General features: G+C 45.1%; 11 protein-coding genes and 1 other annotated feature. All 11 genes read left to right on the forward strand.

Going from position 1 to position 14,307, the window contains the following annotated elements; all coding sequences use genetic code 11:
* The first annotated feature begins 118 nt into the window (after positions 1 to 118).
* The 11 genes from rplK (at position 119) to fusA (ending at position 14,280) form a co-directional block, all read left to right on the forward strand.
* Positions 119 to 544, forward strand: coding sequence for a 50S ribosomal protein L11 (gene rplK, locus U2H13_RS00660; protein WP_003156430.1), 426 nt, complete (start codon positions 119 to 121; stop codon positions 542 to 544).
* A gap of 94 nt (positions 545 to 638) precedes the next feature.
* The gene (rplA, locus tag U2H13_RS00665) at positions 639 to 1,337 is read left to right on the forward strand and encodes a 50S ribosomal protein L1 (RefSeq protein ID WP_003156431.1); all 699 of its coding nucleotides are present in this window, start codon (positions 639 to 641) and stop codon (positions 1,335 to 1,337) included.
* Between the two features lie 48 nt (positions 1,338 to 1,385).
* Positions 1,386 to 1,528 (forward strand) — a sequence feature (ribosomal protein L10 leader region).
* Positions 1,529 to 1,591: 63 nt separating this feature from the next.
* Positions 1,592 to 2,092 carry a 50S ribosomal protein L10 gene (rplJ, locus tag U2H13_RS00670; RefSeq protein ID WP_014416746.1) on the forward strand — a complete coding sequence of 167 codons (501 nt, stop codon included), beginning with the start codon at positions 1,592 to 1,594 and terminating at the stop codon, positions 2,090 to 2,092.
* A gap of 41 nt (positions 2,093 to 2,133) precedes the next feature.
* Entirely contained in the window at positions 2,134 to 2,505 is a 372-nt protein-coding gene (rplL, locus tag U2H13_RS00675; protein WP_003156436.1) for a 50S ribosomal protein L7/L12, read from the forward strand.
* Between the two features lie 91 nt (positions 2,506 to 2,596).
* A complete protein-coding gene (locus U2H13_RS00680; RefSeq protein WP_021494149.1) occupies positions 2,597 to 3,202 on the forward strand; it encodes a class I SAM-dependent methyltransferase in 606 nt (201 codons plus the stop codon).
* A 244-nt stretch (positions 3,203 to 3,446) separates the two neighbouring features.
* Positions 3,447 to 7,028 (forward strand): DNA-directed RNA polymerase subunit beta, encoded by a 3,582-nt coding sequence (gene rpoB / locus U2H13_RS00685; RefSeq protein ID WP_003156440.1) that lies wholly within the window; start codon positions 3,447 to 3,449, stop codon positions 7,026 to 7,028.
* A 62-nt stretch (positions 7,029 to 7,090) separates the two neighbouring features.
* Positions 7,091 to 10,690, forward strand: coding sequence for a DNA-directed RNA polymerase subunit beta' (rpoC, locus tag U2H13_RS00690; RefSeq protein WP_022552485.1), 3,600 nt, complete (start codon positions 7,091 to 7,093; stop codon positions 10,688 to 10,690).
* Positions 10,691 to 10,858: 168 nt separating this feature from the next.
* Positions 10,859 to 11,107, forward strand: coding sequence for a 50S ribosomal protein L7ae-like protein (locus tag U2H13_RS00695; protein WP_003156443.1), 249 nt, complete (start codon positions 10,859 to 10,861; stop codon positions 11,105 to 11,107).
* A 115-nt stretch (positions 11,108 to 11,222) separates the two neighbouring features.
* Complete coding sequence (rpsL, locus tag U2H13_RS00700) at positions 11,223 to 11,639, forward strand: 30S ribosomal protein S12 (protein ID WP_003156445.1); 417 nt, start codon at positions 11,223 to 11,225, stop codon at positions 11,637 to 11,639.
* Between the two features lie 39 nt (positions 11,640 to 11,678).
* Complete coding sequence (gene rpsG / locus U2H13_RS00705) at positions 11,679 to 12,149, forward strand: 30S ribosomal protein S7 (RefSeq protein ID WP_003156447.1); 471 nt, start codon at positions 11,679 to 11,681, stop codon at positions 12,147 to 12,149.
* Positions 12,150 to 12,201: 52 nt separating this feature from the next.
* Positions 12,202 to 14,280: an elongation factor G gene (gene fusA / locus U2H13_RS00710; protein ID WP_007410399.1), complete on the forward strand. Its 2,079-nt coding sequence runs from the start codon at positions 12,202 to 12,204 to the stop codon at positions 14,278 to 14,280.
* Positions 14,281 to 14,307 lie beyond the last annotated feature (27 nt).

Genomic DNA, 14,307 nt, shown 5'->3' on the forward strand with positions numbered 1-14,307 from the left:
ACGTCTTGGACTAATCCAAGGCAGCTAGCTTGATATTTCGTCATTCATATAAAGAATGAAACCTTGAGTGGGAGGGTTTACCCTATTACCACATCACGGACTTAAGGAGGTGTGTCTCGTGGCTAAAAAAGTAGTAAAAGTTGTAAAATTGCAAATTCCTGCTGGAAAAGCTAACCCAGCGCCGCCAGTTGGACCTGCACTAGGTCAAGCCGGTGTAAATATCATGGGATTCTGTAAGGAGTTTAACGCTCGTACAGCTGACCAAGCTGGTTTAATCATTCCTGTTGAAATTTCGGTTTACGAAGACCGTTCATTTACATTTATTACAAAAACTCCGCCTGCTGCAGTATTGCTTAAAAAAGCAGCTGGAATTGAGTCTGGTTCTGGTGAACCAAACCGTAATAAAGTGGCAACCGTTAAGCGCGATAAGGTTCGCGAAATCGCTGAAACGAAAATGCCTGACTTAAACGCAGCAGACGTTGAAGCGGCAATGCGCATGGTTGAAGGTACTGCCCGCAGTATGGGTATCGTTATCGAGGATTAATTTGTTTCTTGTCGGGTTGCGAGTTTTCACAAGTTCGCAACCCTTATTCGTGGGAGGTTATTCCGCTATAACCACATAAGGAGGAAATTTTAAAATGGCTAAAAAAGGTAAAAAGTACGTTGAAGCTGCGAAGCTTGTAGACCGTGCGAAAGCTTACGACGTCGCTGAAGCAGTGGCGCTTACTAAAAAAACAAACACAGCTAAATTCGACGCTACAGTTGAAGTTGCTTTTCGTTTAGGGGTTGACCCTCGTAAAAACGATCAGCAAATCCGCGGTGCAGTTGTACTTCCTAACGGAACTGGTAAAACTCAGCGCGTGCTTGTATTCGCTAAAGGCGAAAAAGCAAAAGAAGCTGAAGCTGCCGGTGCAGACTACGTAGGCGATTCTGATTACATCGCGAAAATCCAGCAAGGCTGGTTCGAATTCGATGTAATCGTTGCGACTCCTGACATGATGGGTGAAGTCGGTAAAATCGGCCGTGTGCTTGGACCAAAAGGTCTTATGCCAAACCCTAAAACAGGAACTGTTACATTCGAAGTGGAAAAAGCAATCGGCGAAATCAAAGCTGGTAAAGTAGAATACCGCGTTGACAAAGCTGGTAACATCCATGTTCCGATCGGAAAAGTTTCTTTCGAGGATGAAAAACTTGTTGAGAACTTCACAACAATGTATGATACAATCCTGAAAGCAAAACCGGCTGCGGCTAAAGGTGTTTACGTGAAAAACGTTGCCGTTACTTCTACTATGGGCCCTGGTGTCAAAGTAGACGCTTCTACTTTCAACGTAAAATAATATTTGACTTTAGATCAGCATTCTGATATGATTCAAAATGTTGTAAAATATAATATGTCATTTATACCGTAGACAGCAGGGGCCGTTGAGGCTTAATATCCTGCCGAGGTGTATATATATCACAGCTATTACGTTACGTATGCTTGTATATACAGCCTCCATGTCCACATGGAGGCTTTTTATATGAAATCGTCGTCACAGTCGTGATCACCTAGCGGTATAAGTGTTACACAAAATCTACAGGAGGTGTAACCATGAGCAGCGCAATTGATACAAAAAAAGTTGTTGTTGAAGAGATTGCTTCTAAACTGAAAGAAAGCAAATCAACGATCATCGTTGACTACCGCGGACTTAACGTTTCTGAAGTAACTGAACTCCGTAAACAGCTTCGCGAAGCTAACGTAGAGTTCAAAGTGTACAAAAACACAATGACTCGCCGTGCGGTTGAACAAGCTGAACTTGATGGTTTGAATGATGTCTTAACTGGACCGAATGCGATCGCATTCAGTACTGAAGATGTTGTCGCTCCGGCAAAAGTTCTTAACGAGTTCGCGAAGAATCACGAAGCTCTGGAAATCAAAGCGGGCGTTATCGAAGGAAAAGTATCTTCTGTTGAAGAAGTGAAAGCTCTTGCTGAACTTCCTTCACGCGATGGCTTACTTTCTATGTTGCTTAGCGTACTTCAAGCTCCAGTTCGCAACCTTGCACTTGCAGCTAAAGCAGTTGCAGAACAAAAGGAAGAACAAGGCGCTTAATCTGATTTTACCCTAAAATAAAACAAATGGAGGAATTTCAAATGGCTTTAAATATCGAAGAAATCATTGCTTCCGTTAAAGAAGCAACTGTACTTGAATTGAACGACCTAGTAAAAGCAATCGAAGAAGAATTTGGCGTAACTGCTGCTGCTCCTGTAGCTGTAGCTGGCGGAGCTGCTGCTGGCGGCGCTGCTGAAGAGCAAAGCGAATTCGACCTTATCCTTGCTGGTGCAGGTTCTCAGAAAATCAAAGTTATCAAAGTTGTTCGTGAAATCACTGGTCTTGGCTTGAAAGAAGCTAAAGAACTTGTTGACAACACTCCAAAACCACTTAAAGAAGGTATTGCGAAAGAAGAAGCTGAAGAGCTTAAAGCTAAACTTGAAGAAGTTGGCGCTTCTGTAGAAGTTAAGTAATCTTCACTTGCCTGTAGGGGAAGCTCGCTTTTATGAGGCGGGCTTTTTCTTTGCTTTTCTTTAAGTGCCATTATAAAAGGAGGTTCTAATAATGAGTGAACACTATTATTCAGAAAAACCTTCAGTTAAAAGCGATAAACAGACATGGTCATTTACACTGCGGAACAGATCTTATACATTCACAAGTGACAGCGGCGTTTTCTCGAAAAAGGAAGTTGATTTCGGTTCGCGTGTCTTAATTGAAGCGTTTGAAGAGCCGGAGATTGATGGTGACTTCCTGGATGCAGGCTGCGGTTACGGCCCGATCGGTCTGTCACTCGCCGGTGCATTTACAGACCGGACCGTGCACATGATTGACGTGAATGGAAGAGCCGTAGAGCTGTCAAATGAAAATGCAGAAAAAAACGGAATAAAAAACGTTCGGATTTATCAGAGTGATTTATTTTCAAATATTGATTCTGCTCAAACATTTGCTTCTATTATTACAAACCCCCCAATCCGCGCCGGAAAAAAAGTTGTCCATGCCATTTTTGAAAAAAGCGCTGAGCATTTAAGGGCTTCAGGTGAATTGTGGATCGTTATACAGAAAAAACAGGGCGGGCCTTCTGCCATTGAAAAACTGAAGGAGCTTTTTGACGAAGTTTCTGTGGTTCAAAAAAAGAAAGGCTATTATATCATAAAAGCAAAAAAAGTTTGACTTGAATTTTCAGCTATGTTAATATTGTAAAATGCCAATGTATATATTTTGCATGATATGCTGAAATAATCATAGTGCATGTATAAATTATACAAACATGGAAATGCTAATAAAATCGGTATTTGTTTTTGGATGTGGTTTTCTTAATTAGAAACCCTTTTTTCTTTTGTCTTGTAAAAGTATTTCTTTATCGTAAGAGATGCTTATTACACATATAATACGCATGATTTGAGGGGTGAATCAGTTGACAGGTCAACTAGTTCAGTATGGACGACACCGCCAGCGCAGAAGCTATGCTCGCATTAGCGAAGTGTTAGAATTACCAAATCTCATTGAAATTCAAACCTCTTCTTATCAGTGGTTTCTTGATGAGGGTCTTAGAGAGATGTTTCAAGACATATCACCAATTGAGGATTTCACTGGTAACCTCTCTCTTGAGTTCATTGACTACAGTTTAGGAGATCCTAAGTATCCCGTTGAAGAGTCAAAAGAACGTGATGTGACTTACTCAGCTCCGCTGAGAGTGAAGGTTCGTTTAATTAACAAAGAAACTGGAGAGGTAAAAGACCAGGATGTCTTCATGGGTGATTTCCCTATTATGACAGATACCGGTACTTTTATCATCAACGGTGCAGAACGTGTTATCGTATCTCAGCTTGTTCGGTCTCCAAGTGTATATTTCAGTGGTAAAGTAGACAAAAACGGTAAAAAAGGTTTTACCGCGACTGTCATTCCAAACCGTGGCGCATGGTTAGAATACGAAACTGATGCGAAAGATGTTGTGTATGTCCGCATTGATCGCACACGTAAGTTGCCGGTTACGGTTCTTTTGCGTGCTCTCGGCTTCGGTTCCGACCAAGAGATTCTCGATCTCATTGGTGAGAACGAATATCTCCGCAATACACTGGATAAGGACAACACTGAAAACAGTGACAAAGCGCTTCTTGAAATCTATGAGCGCCTTCGTCCCGGAGAGCCGCCTACAGTAGAAAACGCAAAAAGCTTGCTGGATTCCCGTTTCTTCGATCCGAAGCGATACGACCTTGCGAATGTAGGACGCTATAAAATTAATAAAAAGCTTCATATCAAGAACCGCCTGTTTAACCAGCGACTTGCAGAAACACTGGTGGATCCGGAAACCGGTGAAATTCTCGCTGAAAAAGGGCAGATTCTTGACAGAAGAACACTTGATAAAGTACTGCCATACTTAGAAAATGGAATCGGCTTCAGAAAACTTTATCCTAACGGCGGCGTCGTCGAGGATGAAGTGATGCTTCAATCCATTAAAATCTATGCTCCTACCGATGCAGAAGGAGAGCAGACGATCAATGTGATCGGCAATGCTTACATCGAAGAGGCGATTAAAAACATTACGCCTGCTGATATTATTTCTTCTATCAGCTACTTCTTCAACCTCCTGCACGGAGTGGGCGACACTGATGATATCGACCATCTCGGAAACCGCCGTCTGCGTTCTGTAGGTGAGCTCCTGCAAAACCAATTCCGTATCGGTTTAAGCCGGATGGAACGTGTCGTACGTGAAAGAATGTCTATTCAAGACACAAATACAATCACGCCGCAGCAGCTGATTAACATCAGACCTGTTATTGCGTCTATTAAAGAGTTCTTCGGAAGCTCACAGCTTTCTCAATTCATGGATCAGACGAACCCGCTTGCTGAATTGACGCACAAACGCCGTCTGTCAGCTCTCGGACCGGGCGGTTTGACACGTGAGCGCGCAGGTATGGAAGTACGTGACGTTCACTACTCTCACTATGGCCGTATGTGTCCGATTGAAACGCCTGAGGGCCCGAACATCGGTTTGATCAACTCATTGTCATCATTTGCGAAAGTAAACCGCTTTGGTTTCATTGAGACGCCATACCGCCGCGTTGATCCTGAAACAGGAAAAGTAACGCCTAGAATCGACTACCTGACTGCTGATGAAGAGGATAACTATGTCGTAGCCCAAGCGAATGCTAAGCTGAGCGATGACGGTTCTTTCTTGGATGACAGCATCGTAGCGCGTTTCAGAGGGGAAAACACCGTTGTAGCCCGCAACCGCGTGGATTACATGGACGTATCTCCTAAACAGGTTGTTTCTGCTGCGACAGCATGTATTCCGTTCTTGGAAAACGATGACTCGAACCGCGCCCTCATGGGAGCGAACATGCAGCGTCAGGCTGTGCCTTTGATGCAGCCGGAAGCTCCGATCGTCGGAACGGGTATGGAATATGTATCCGGTAAAGACTCCGGTGCAGCCGTTATTTGTAAACACCCTGGTATCGTTGAACGGGTCGAAGCGAAAAACGTATGGGTGCGCCGCTATGAAGAAATTGACGGCCAAAAAGTAAAAGGCAACCTGGATAAGTACAGCTTGCTGAAATTTGTCCGCTCCAACCAAGGTACGTGCTACAACCAGCGTCCGATCGTCAGTGTAGGCGATGAAGTAGTCAAAGGAGAAATCCTTGCTGACGGACCTTCAATGGAGCTTGGTGAACTTGCTCTCGGCCGCAACGTAATGGTCGGCTTCATGACATGGGATGGTTACAACTATGAGGATGCCATCATCATGAGTGAACGCCTTGTGAAAGATGATGTATACACATCTATTCACATTGAAGAATATGAATCAGAAGCACGTGATACAAAGCTTGGGCCGGAAGAGATCACCCGCGATATTCCAAACGTAGGGGAAGACGCGCTTCGCAATCTTGATGACCGCGGAATTATCCGTATCGGTGCGGAAGTCAACGACGGAGACCTTCTCGTAGGTAAAGTAACGCCTAAAGGTGTAACTGAGCTTACGGCTGAAGAACGCCTTCTGCATGCGATCTTTGGAGAAAAAGCGCGTGAAGTCCGTGATACTTCTCTCCGTGTGCCTCACGGCGGCGGCGGAATTATCCACGATGTAAAAGTCTTCAACCGTGAAGACGGCGACGAACTTCCTCCGGGAGTGAACCAGCTTGTACGCGTATATATCGTTCAGAAACGTAAGATTTCTGAAGGTGATAAAATGGCCGGACGTCACGGAAACAAAGGGGTTATCTCGAAGATTCTTCCTGAAGAAGATATGCCTTACCTTCCTGACGGCACGCCGATCGATATCATGCTTAACCCGCTGGGTGTACCATCACGTATGAATATCGGTCAGGTATTAGAACTTCACATGGGTATGGCTGCCCGCTACCTCGGCATTCACATCGCGTCACCTGTATTTGACGGCGCGCGTGAAGAAGATGTGTGGGAAACACTTGAAGAAGCAGGCATGTCAAGAGACGCTAAAACAGTTCTTTATGACGGCCGTACGGGAGAACCGTTCGACAACCGTGTATCAGTCGGAATCATGTACATGATCAAACTGGCGCACATGGTTGATGATAAACTTCATGCCCGTTCTACAGGTCCTTACTCACTTGTTACGCAGCAGCCTCTCGGCGGTAAAGCCCAATTCGGCGGACAGCGTTTCGGTGAGATGGAGGTTTGGGCGCTTGAAGCTTACGGCGCAGCTTACACGCTTCAAGAAATCCTGACTGTGAAGTCCGATGACGTGGTCGGACGTGTGAAAACATATGAAGCCATCGTCAAAGGCGACAATGTTCCAGAGCCTGGTGTTCCGGAATCATTCAAAGTATTGATCAAAGAGCTTCAAAGCTTAGGTATGGACGTAAAAATCCTTTCAGGCGATGAAGAAGAAATAGAAATGAGAGATCTAGAAGACGAGGAAGATGCGAAACAGGCTGACGGCCTTGCATTATCAGGTGATGAAGCGCCGGAAGAAACAGCATCTCCAGACGTTGAACGTGACGCAGTAACGAAAGAATAGTCTCTGATTGATAAAGGCAAGTGACATCGGTTAATCCGAAGATAAAAAGGGAGGTAGGCCCCTTGCTAGATGTGAACAATTTTGAGTATATGAACATCGGTCTTGCTTCACCGGATAAAATCCGTTCATGGTCTTTTGGTGAAGTGAAAAAGCCTGAAACGATAAACTATCGTACATTGAAACCTGAAAAGGACGGCCTGTTCTGCGAACGCATTTTCGGACCGACTAAGGACTGGGAATGTCATTGCGGCAAGTACAAGCGGGTTCGTTATAAAGGCGTAGTTTGTGACCGTTGCGGAGTTGAAGTAACGCGGGCTAAAGTCCGTCGTGAGAGAATGGGGCATATTGAACTGGCTGCCCCGGTTTCTCACATTTGGTATTTCAAAGGTATTCCGAGCCGTATGGGTCTTGTATTGGATATGTCACCGCGTGCGCTGGAAGAAGTTATTTACTTTGCTTCTTACGTCGTAACTGACCCGGCCAATACACCGCTCGAAAAGAAACAGCTTTTATCTGAAAAGGAATACCGTGCGTATCTGGATAAGTACGGAAACAAATTCCAAGCCTCTATGGGTGCGGAAGCCATTAATAAACTTCTGCAGGACATCGACCTTGTCAAAGAAGTTGATATGTTAAAAGAAGAGCTGAAGACTTCTCAAGGACAGCGCCGTACACGTGCGATCAAACGCCTTGAAGTGCTTGAAGCCTTCCGTAATTCAGGAAACAAGCCGTCTTGGATGATCCTCGACGTGCTTCCGGTTATTCCGCCTGAATTAAGACCGATGGTTCAGCTTGACGGCGGACGTTTCGCAACGTCTGACCTGAACGACCTTTACCGTCGTGTCATCAACCGTAATAACCGTTTAAAACGTCTGTTAGACCTCGGCGCGCCAAGCATCATCGTTCAGAACGAAAAACGTATGCTTCAGGAAGCAGTCGATGCTCTGATTGACAACGGACGCCGCGGCCGTCCGGTTACCGGACCGGGTAACCGTCCGCTTAAATCTCTTTCTCACATGCTGAAAGGGAAACAAGGGCGTTTCCGTCAGAACCTTCTCGGTAAACGTGTAGACTACTCAGGACGTTCCGTTATCGTCGTAGGTCCGCATCTGAAAATGTATCAGTGCGGTTTGCCGAAGGAAATGGCGCTTGAGCTCTTCAAGCCTTTCGTCATGAAAGAGCTTGTTGAAAAAGGCCTTGCTCACAATATCAAGAGCGCAAAACGCAAAATCGAACGCGTGCAGCCTGAAGTATGGGATGTGCTTGAATCTGTCATTAAGGAGCATCCGGTCTTACTGAACCGTGCCCCTACTCTTCACAGATTAGGTATCCAGGCTTTCGAACCGACGCTTGTTGAAGGACGCGCCATCCGTCTTCACCCGTTAGTATGTACAGCTTATAACGCTGACTTTGACGGTGACCAAATGGCGGTTCACGTACCTTTATCAGCTGAGGCTCAAGCTGAAGCACGTATTCTGATGCTTGCAGCCCAAAACATCTTGAACCCTAAAGATGGTAAACCGGTTGTTACGCCGTCTCAGGATATGGTATTAGGAAACTACTACCTGACGCTTGAGCGCGCCGGAGCAGTCGGCGAGGGTATGGTCTTCAAGAATACGGACGAAGCGCTTCTTGCTTATCAAAACGGTTATGTTCACCTTCATACGAGAGTAGCTGTTGCAGCGAACTCCCTTAAGAATGTGACATTTACTGAAGAACAGCGTTCAAAATTGTTAATTACAACTGTCGGTAAGCTCGTCTTCAATGAAATTCTTCCGGAATCATTCCCTTACATGAATGAACCAACGAAGAGCAACATTGAAGAGAAGACACCTGACCGTTTCTTCTTAGATAAAGGTGCTGACGTAAAAGCTGTGATTGCTGAGCAGCCGATCAACGCACCGTTTAAAAAAGGTATTCTCGGTAAAATCATCGCGGAAATCTTTAAACGATTCCATATCACGGAAACGTCTAAAATGCTTGACCGCATGAAAAACCTCGGTTTCAGATATTCAACGAAAGCCGGCATCACAGTAGGGGTTTCTGATATCGTCGTTCTCGATGACAAACAGGAAATCCTTGAAGAAGCACAAAGCAAAGTTGATAATGTCCTGAAACAGTTCAGACGCGGTTTAATCACCGAAGAAGAACGTTATGAAAGAGTCATTTCAATTTGGAGTTCAGCGAAAGATGTTATCCAAGGCAAACTGATGAAATCATTAGACGAAGTCAACCCGATCTACATGATGAGTGACTCAGGAGCCCGTGGTAACGCATCTAACTTTACACAGCTTGCGGGTATGCGCGGTCTGATGGCCAACCCGGCTGGACGAATCATTGAATTGCCGATTAAATCAAGTTTCCGTGAAGGTCTGACAGTATTGGAGTACTTTATCTCCACTCACGGTGCGCGTAAAGGTCTTGCCGATACCGCCCTGAAAACAGCTGACTCAGGTTACCTTACACGCCGTCTTGTTGATGTTGCGCAGGATGTTATCATTCGTGAAACAGATTGCGGAACAGACCGCGGTATTCTTGCAAAACCGCTCAAAGAAGGCACGGAAATCATCGAGCGTCTGGAAGAGCGTCTGATCGGACGTTTCGCCAGAAAACAGATCAAACATCCTGAAACGGGTGCTGTGCTCATTAACGAAAATGAATTGATCGATGAAGATAAAGCGCTGGAAATCGTTGAATCCGGAATCGAAGAAGTGTGGATCCGTTCCGCGTTCACATGTAACACTCCTCATGGTGTATGTAAACGATGCTACGGACGTAACCTTGCAACCGGAACTGATGTTGAAGTCGGCGAAGCAGTAGGTATTATCGCCGCTCAATCTATCGGTGAGCCTGGAACACAGTTAACGATGCGTACGTTCCACACAGGCGGGGTTGCCGGAGACGATATCACACAAGGTCTTCCGCGTATCCAGGAGCTTTTCGAAGCGCGTAATCCGAAAGGTCAAGCGACGATTTCTGAAATTGACGGTACAATTGCCGAAATCAATGAAGTACGCGACAAACAGCAGGAGATTGTTGTTCAGGGCGCTGTTGAGACTCGTTCATACACGGCACCTTACAACTCACGCCTGAAAGTGGCTGAGGGTGATCAGATTACCCGCGGTCAAGTGCTGACAGAAGGTTCAATCGATCCGAAAGAACTTCTTAAAGTCACTGACCTGACAACGGTTCAGGAATATCTTCTGCATGAGGTTCAGAAGGTTTACCGTATGCAGGGCGTTGAAATCGGCGATAAACACGTAGAAGTAATGGTTCGCCAGATGCTTCGCAAAGTCCGTGTGATCGATGCCGGAGATACTGATGTTCTCCCTGGCACATTGCTTGATATTCACCAATTCACAGAAGCGAACAAAAAAGTGCTGCTTGAAGGCAATCGACCTGCTACAGGCCGTCCTGTCCTTCTCGGTATCACGAAAGCTTCACTCGAGACGGATTCATTCTTGTCTGCCGCATCATTCCAAGAAACAACACGTGTTCTTACTGATGCTGCGATTAAAGGCAAGCGCGATGAACTTCTCGGCCTGAAAGAGAATGTTATCATCGGTAAACTGGTTCCGGCCGGTACCGGTATGATGAATTACAGAAAAGTAAAACCTGTTTCAAACGTTCAGCCTTCGGAAGATATGGTTCCGGCTGAATAACAGAAACTGCTGCAGGAAAGGCTGTTTCGACAGCTTTTCCTCAGTATTACAATTATTCTGGCGGGGGACTGCACTAAAAAATGTCATACGTTGTTGACATCCGTCCCGCAGAGTGATAATATAACCAAGGTGCTCGAAATAAAACCTGTTACTTTGGAGGATATGTTTATGTCTTATGATAAAGTATCACAGGCCAAATCAATTATTATTGGTACGAAGCAAACAGTGAAAGCTCTAAAACGAGGTTCAGTGAAGGAAGTCGTCGTGGCAAAAGACGCGGATTCAGTTCTTACGGCTGGCGTTATCCAGCTTGCAAAGAACCAAAATACCGCTGTCTGTATGGTGGATTCCATGAAAAAGCTCGGCAAAGCCTGCGGAATTGAAGTGGGAGCAGCAGCTGTTGCCATTATGTTATAGCGTACTTTTTGTTTTTATATAAGATATCAATCTTGTGTAAAGACATTGTTTTTTGCCTAATGATGAACCACCTGGGTATGTGGGTTATAAAACGTAATGAAGGGAGGAACACAACATGCCTACAATTAATCAGCTAATTCGCAAGGGACGCGTGAGCAAAGTTGAAAACTCTAAGTCACCTGCACTAAACAAAGGATACAACAGCTTTAAAAAAGAGCACACTAACGTATCTTCTCCACAAAAACGCGGGGTATGTACTCGTGTGGGTACAATGACACCGAAAAAACCGAACTCAGCACTTCGTAAATATGCTCGTGTTCGTTTGACTAACGGAATCGAGGTTACTGCCTACATTCCTGGTATCGGTCACAACCTGCAAGAGCACAGCGTTGTACTGATCCGCGGCGGACGTGTAAAAGACTTACCGGGGGTACGCTACCACATCGTTCGTGGCGCGCTTGATACTGCCGGAGTTGAAAACCGTGCGCAAGGCCGTTCTAAATACGGTACGAAACGTCCTAAAGCAAAGTAATCAAATAAATCATTAAAACTATGAAGGGAGGATATTCAGATGCCACGTAAAGGTCCTGTAGCAAAAAGAGATGTTTTACCTGATCCGCTTTACAACTCTAAGCTGGTATCCCGCCTGATCAACAAAATGATGATCGACGGTAAAAAAGGTAAATCTCAAACAATCCTATACAAGTCATTCGATATCATTAAAGAACGCACTGGCAATGATGCAATGGAGGTTTTCGAACAAGCATTGAAAAACATCATGCCTGTACTTGAAGTAAAAGCACGCCGTGTAGGTGGAGCTAACTACCAAGTGCCTGTAGAAGTTCGTCCTGAACGCCGTACAACTCTTGGTCTTCGCTGGTTGGTTAACTATGCGCGTCTTCGCGGAGAAAAAACAATGGAAGAGCGCCTGGCTAACGAAATTCTTGATGCAGCTAACAACACTGGTGCTGCCGTTAAGAAACGTGAAGACACTCACAAGATGGCAGAAGCGAACAAAGCATTTGCTCACTACCGCTGGTAGGATTCATATAATCAAAATAATAATTCCCTAATAAGGAAGGAGAAATTACCCAATGGCAAGAGAGTTCTCCTTAGAAAAAACTCGTAATATCGGGATCATGGCTCACATCGATGCCGGTAAAACGACTACTACAGAACGGATCTTGTTCTACACAGGCCGTATCCACAAAATTGGCGAAACTCACGAAGGTGCTTCGCAAATGGACTGGATGGAGCAGGAACAAGAACGCGGTATCACAATCACTTCTGCAGCAACGACTGCACAGTGGAAAGGTTACCGTGTAAACATCATCGATACACCGGGACACGTAGACTTCACAGTTGAAGTTGAACGTTCACTCCGTGTACTTGATGGTGCGGTTGCCGTACTTGATGCTCAATCAGGTGTTGAGCCTCAGACAGAAACAGTATGGCGCCAAGCAACAACTTACGGAGTACCGCGTGTTGTATTTGTCAACAAAATGGACAAAATCGGCGCAGACTTCCTTTACTCTGTAGGCACTTTAAGAGACCGTCTTCAAGCTAACGCTCACGCAATTCAATTGCCGATCGGTGCTGAAGACAACTTCGAAGGTATCATCGACTTAGTAGAAAACGTTGCGTATTTCTACGAAGATGACCTTGGAACTCGTTCAGATGCGAAAGAAATCCCTGAAGAGTACAAAGAGCAAGCTGAAGAGCTTCGCAGCAGCCTGATTGAAGCTGTAGCTGAGCTTGATGAAGAGCTTATGGAAAAGTACCTTGAAGGTGAAGAAATCACTATCCCTGAACTGAAAGCTGCTATCCGTAAAGGTACACTGAATGTTGAATTCTACCCTGTACTTGTTGGTTCTGCTTTCAAAAACAAAGGTGTTCAGCTTGTACTTGATGCTGTTCTTGACTACCTTCCTGCGCCAACTGATGTTGCTGCAATCAAAGGTGTACGTCCTGATACAGATGAAGAGATCGTTCGTCATTCTTCTGATGAAGAGCCGTTCTCTGCACTTGCATTTAAAGTTATGACTGACCCTTATGTCGGTAAGCTGACATTCTTCCGCGTATATTCCGGTACACTTGATTCCGGTTCATATGTAAAGAACTCTACAAAAGGCAAGCGTGAGCGCGTAGGACGTATCCTTCAAATGCACGCTAACAGCCGTGAAGAGATCTCTACTGTTTACGCTGGAGACATCGCAGCTGCTGTAGGTCTAAAAGATACTTCTACTGGAGATACTCTATGTGATGAGAAGGATCTTGTAATCCTTGAATCAATGGAATTCCCAGAGCCTGTTATCGACGTAGCGATTGAGCCTAAATCAAAAGCTGACCAAGATAAAATGGGTATCGCTTTAGCGAAACTTGCTGAAGAAGATCCTACATTCCGTACACAAACAAACCCTGAAACGGGTCAAACAATCATCTCTGGTATGGGTGAGCTTCACCTTGATATCATTGTTGATCGTATGAAGCGTGAGTTCAAAGTTGAAGCTAACGTTGGTGCTCCTCAAGTTGCGTACCGTGAGACATTCCGTACCGGTGCAAAAGTTGAAGGTAAATTCGTACGTCAATCAGGCGGACGCGGTCAGTTCGGTCACGTTTGGATCGAATTTGAACCGAACGAAGAAGGCGCTGGCTTTGAATTCGAAAACGCAATCGTCGGTGGTGTTGTTCCTCGTGAATACATCCCAGCCGTACAAGCAGGTCTTGAAGACTCTCTTGAAAATGGTGTCCTAGCCGGATTCCCGCTAATCGACATCAAGGCGAAACTTTTTGATGGATCTTACCATGATGTTGACTCAAACGAAATGGCGTTTAAAGTCGCTGCTTCTATGGCATTGAAAAATGCAGTCAGCAAATGTAACCCAGTTCTTCTTGAACCAATCATGAAAGTTGAAGTTGTTATTCCTGAAGAATACATGGGAGACATCATGGGTGATGTTACTTCTCGTCGCGGACGCGTAGAAGGTATGGAAGCTCGCGGTAACGCTCAAGTTGTGCGTGCGATGGTACCTCTTGCTGAAATGTTCGGTTACGCTACTGCCCTTCGTTCTAACACGCAAGGACGCGGTACGTTCACAATGTTCATGGATCACTACGAAGAAGTGCCGAAGAGCATCGCTGAAGAAATTATCAAAAAAAATAAAGGCGAATAATTGATTTTGCCACTTAACTCAAGTATA

Source organism: Bacillus sp. A1, from assembly GCF_042296235.1.
Classification (GTDB): Bacteria; Bacillota; Bacilli; order Bacillales; family Bacillaceae; genus Bacillus; species Bacillus velezensis.

Coding starts and splice junctions, on each gene's coding strand:
- rplA (WP_003156431.1), top strand. CDS start 639: ATGGCTAAAAAAGGTAAAAAGTACGTTGAAGCTGCGAAGCTTGTAGAC.
- rplJ (WP_014416746.1), top strand. CDS start 1,592: ATGAGCAGCGCAATTGATACAAAAAAAGTTGTTGTTGAAGAGATTGCT.
- rplL (WP_003156436.1), top strand. CDS start 2,134: ATGGCTTTAAATATCGAAGAAATCATTGCTTCCGTTAAAGAAGCAACT.
- U2H13_RS00680 (WP_021494149.1), top strand. CDS start 2,597: ATGAGTGAACACTATTATTCAGAAAAACCTTCAGTTAAAAGCGATAAA.
- U2H13_RS00695 (WP_003156443.1), top strand. CDS start 10,859: ATGTCTTATGATAAAGTATCACAGGCCAAATCAATTATTATTGGTACG.
- rpsL (WP_003156445.1), top strand. CDS start 11,223: ATGCCTACAATTAATCAGCTAATTCGCAAGGGACGCGTGAGCAAAGTT.
- rpsG (WP_003156447.1), top strand. CDS start 11,679: ATGCCACGTAAAGGTCCTGTAGCAAAAAGAGATGTTTTACCTGATCCG.
- fusA (WP_007410399.1), top strand. CDS start 12,202: ATGGCAAGAGAGTTCTCCTTAGAAAAAACTCGTAATATCGGGATCATG.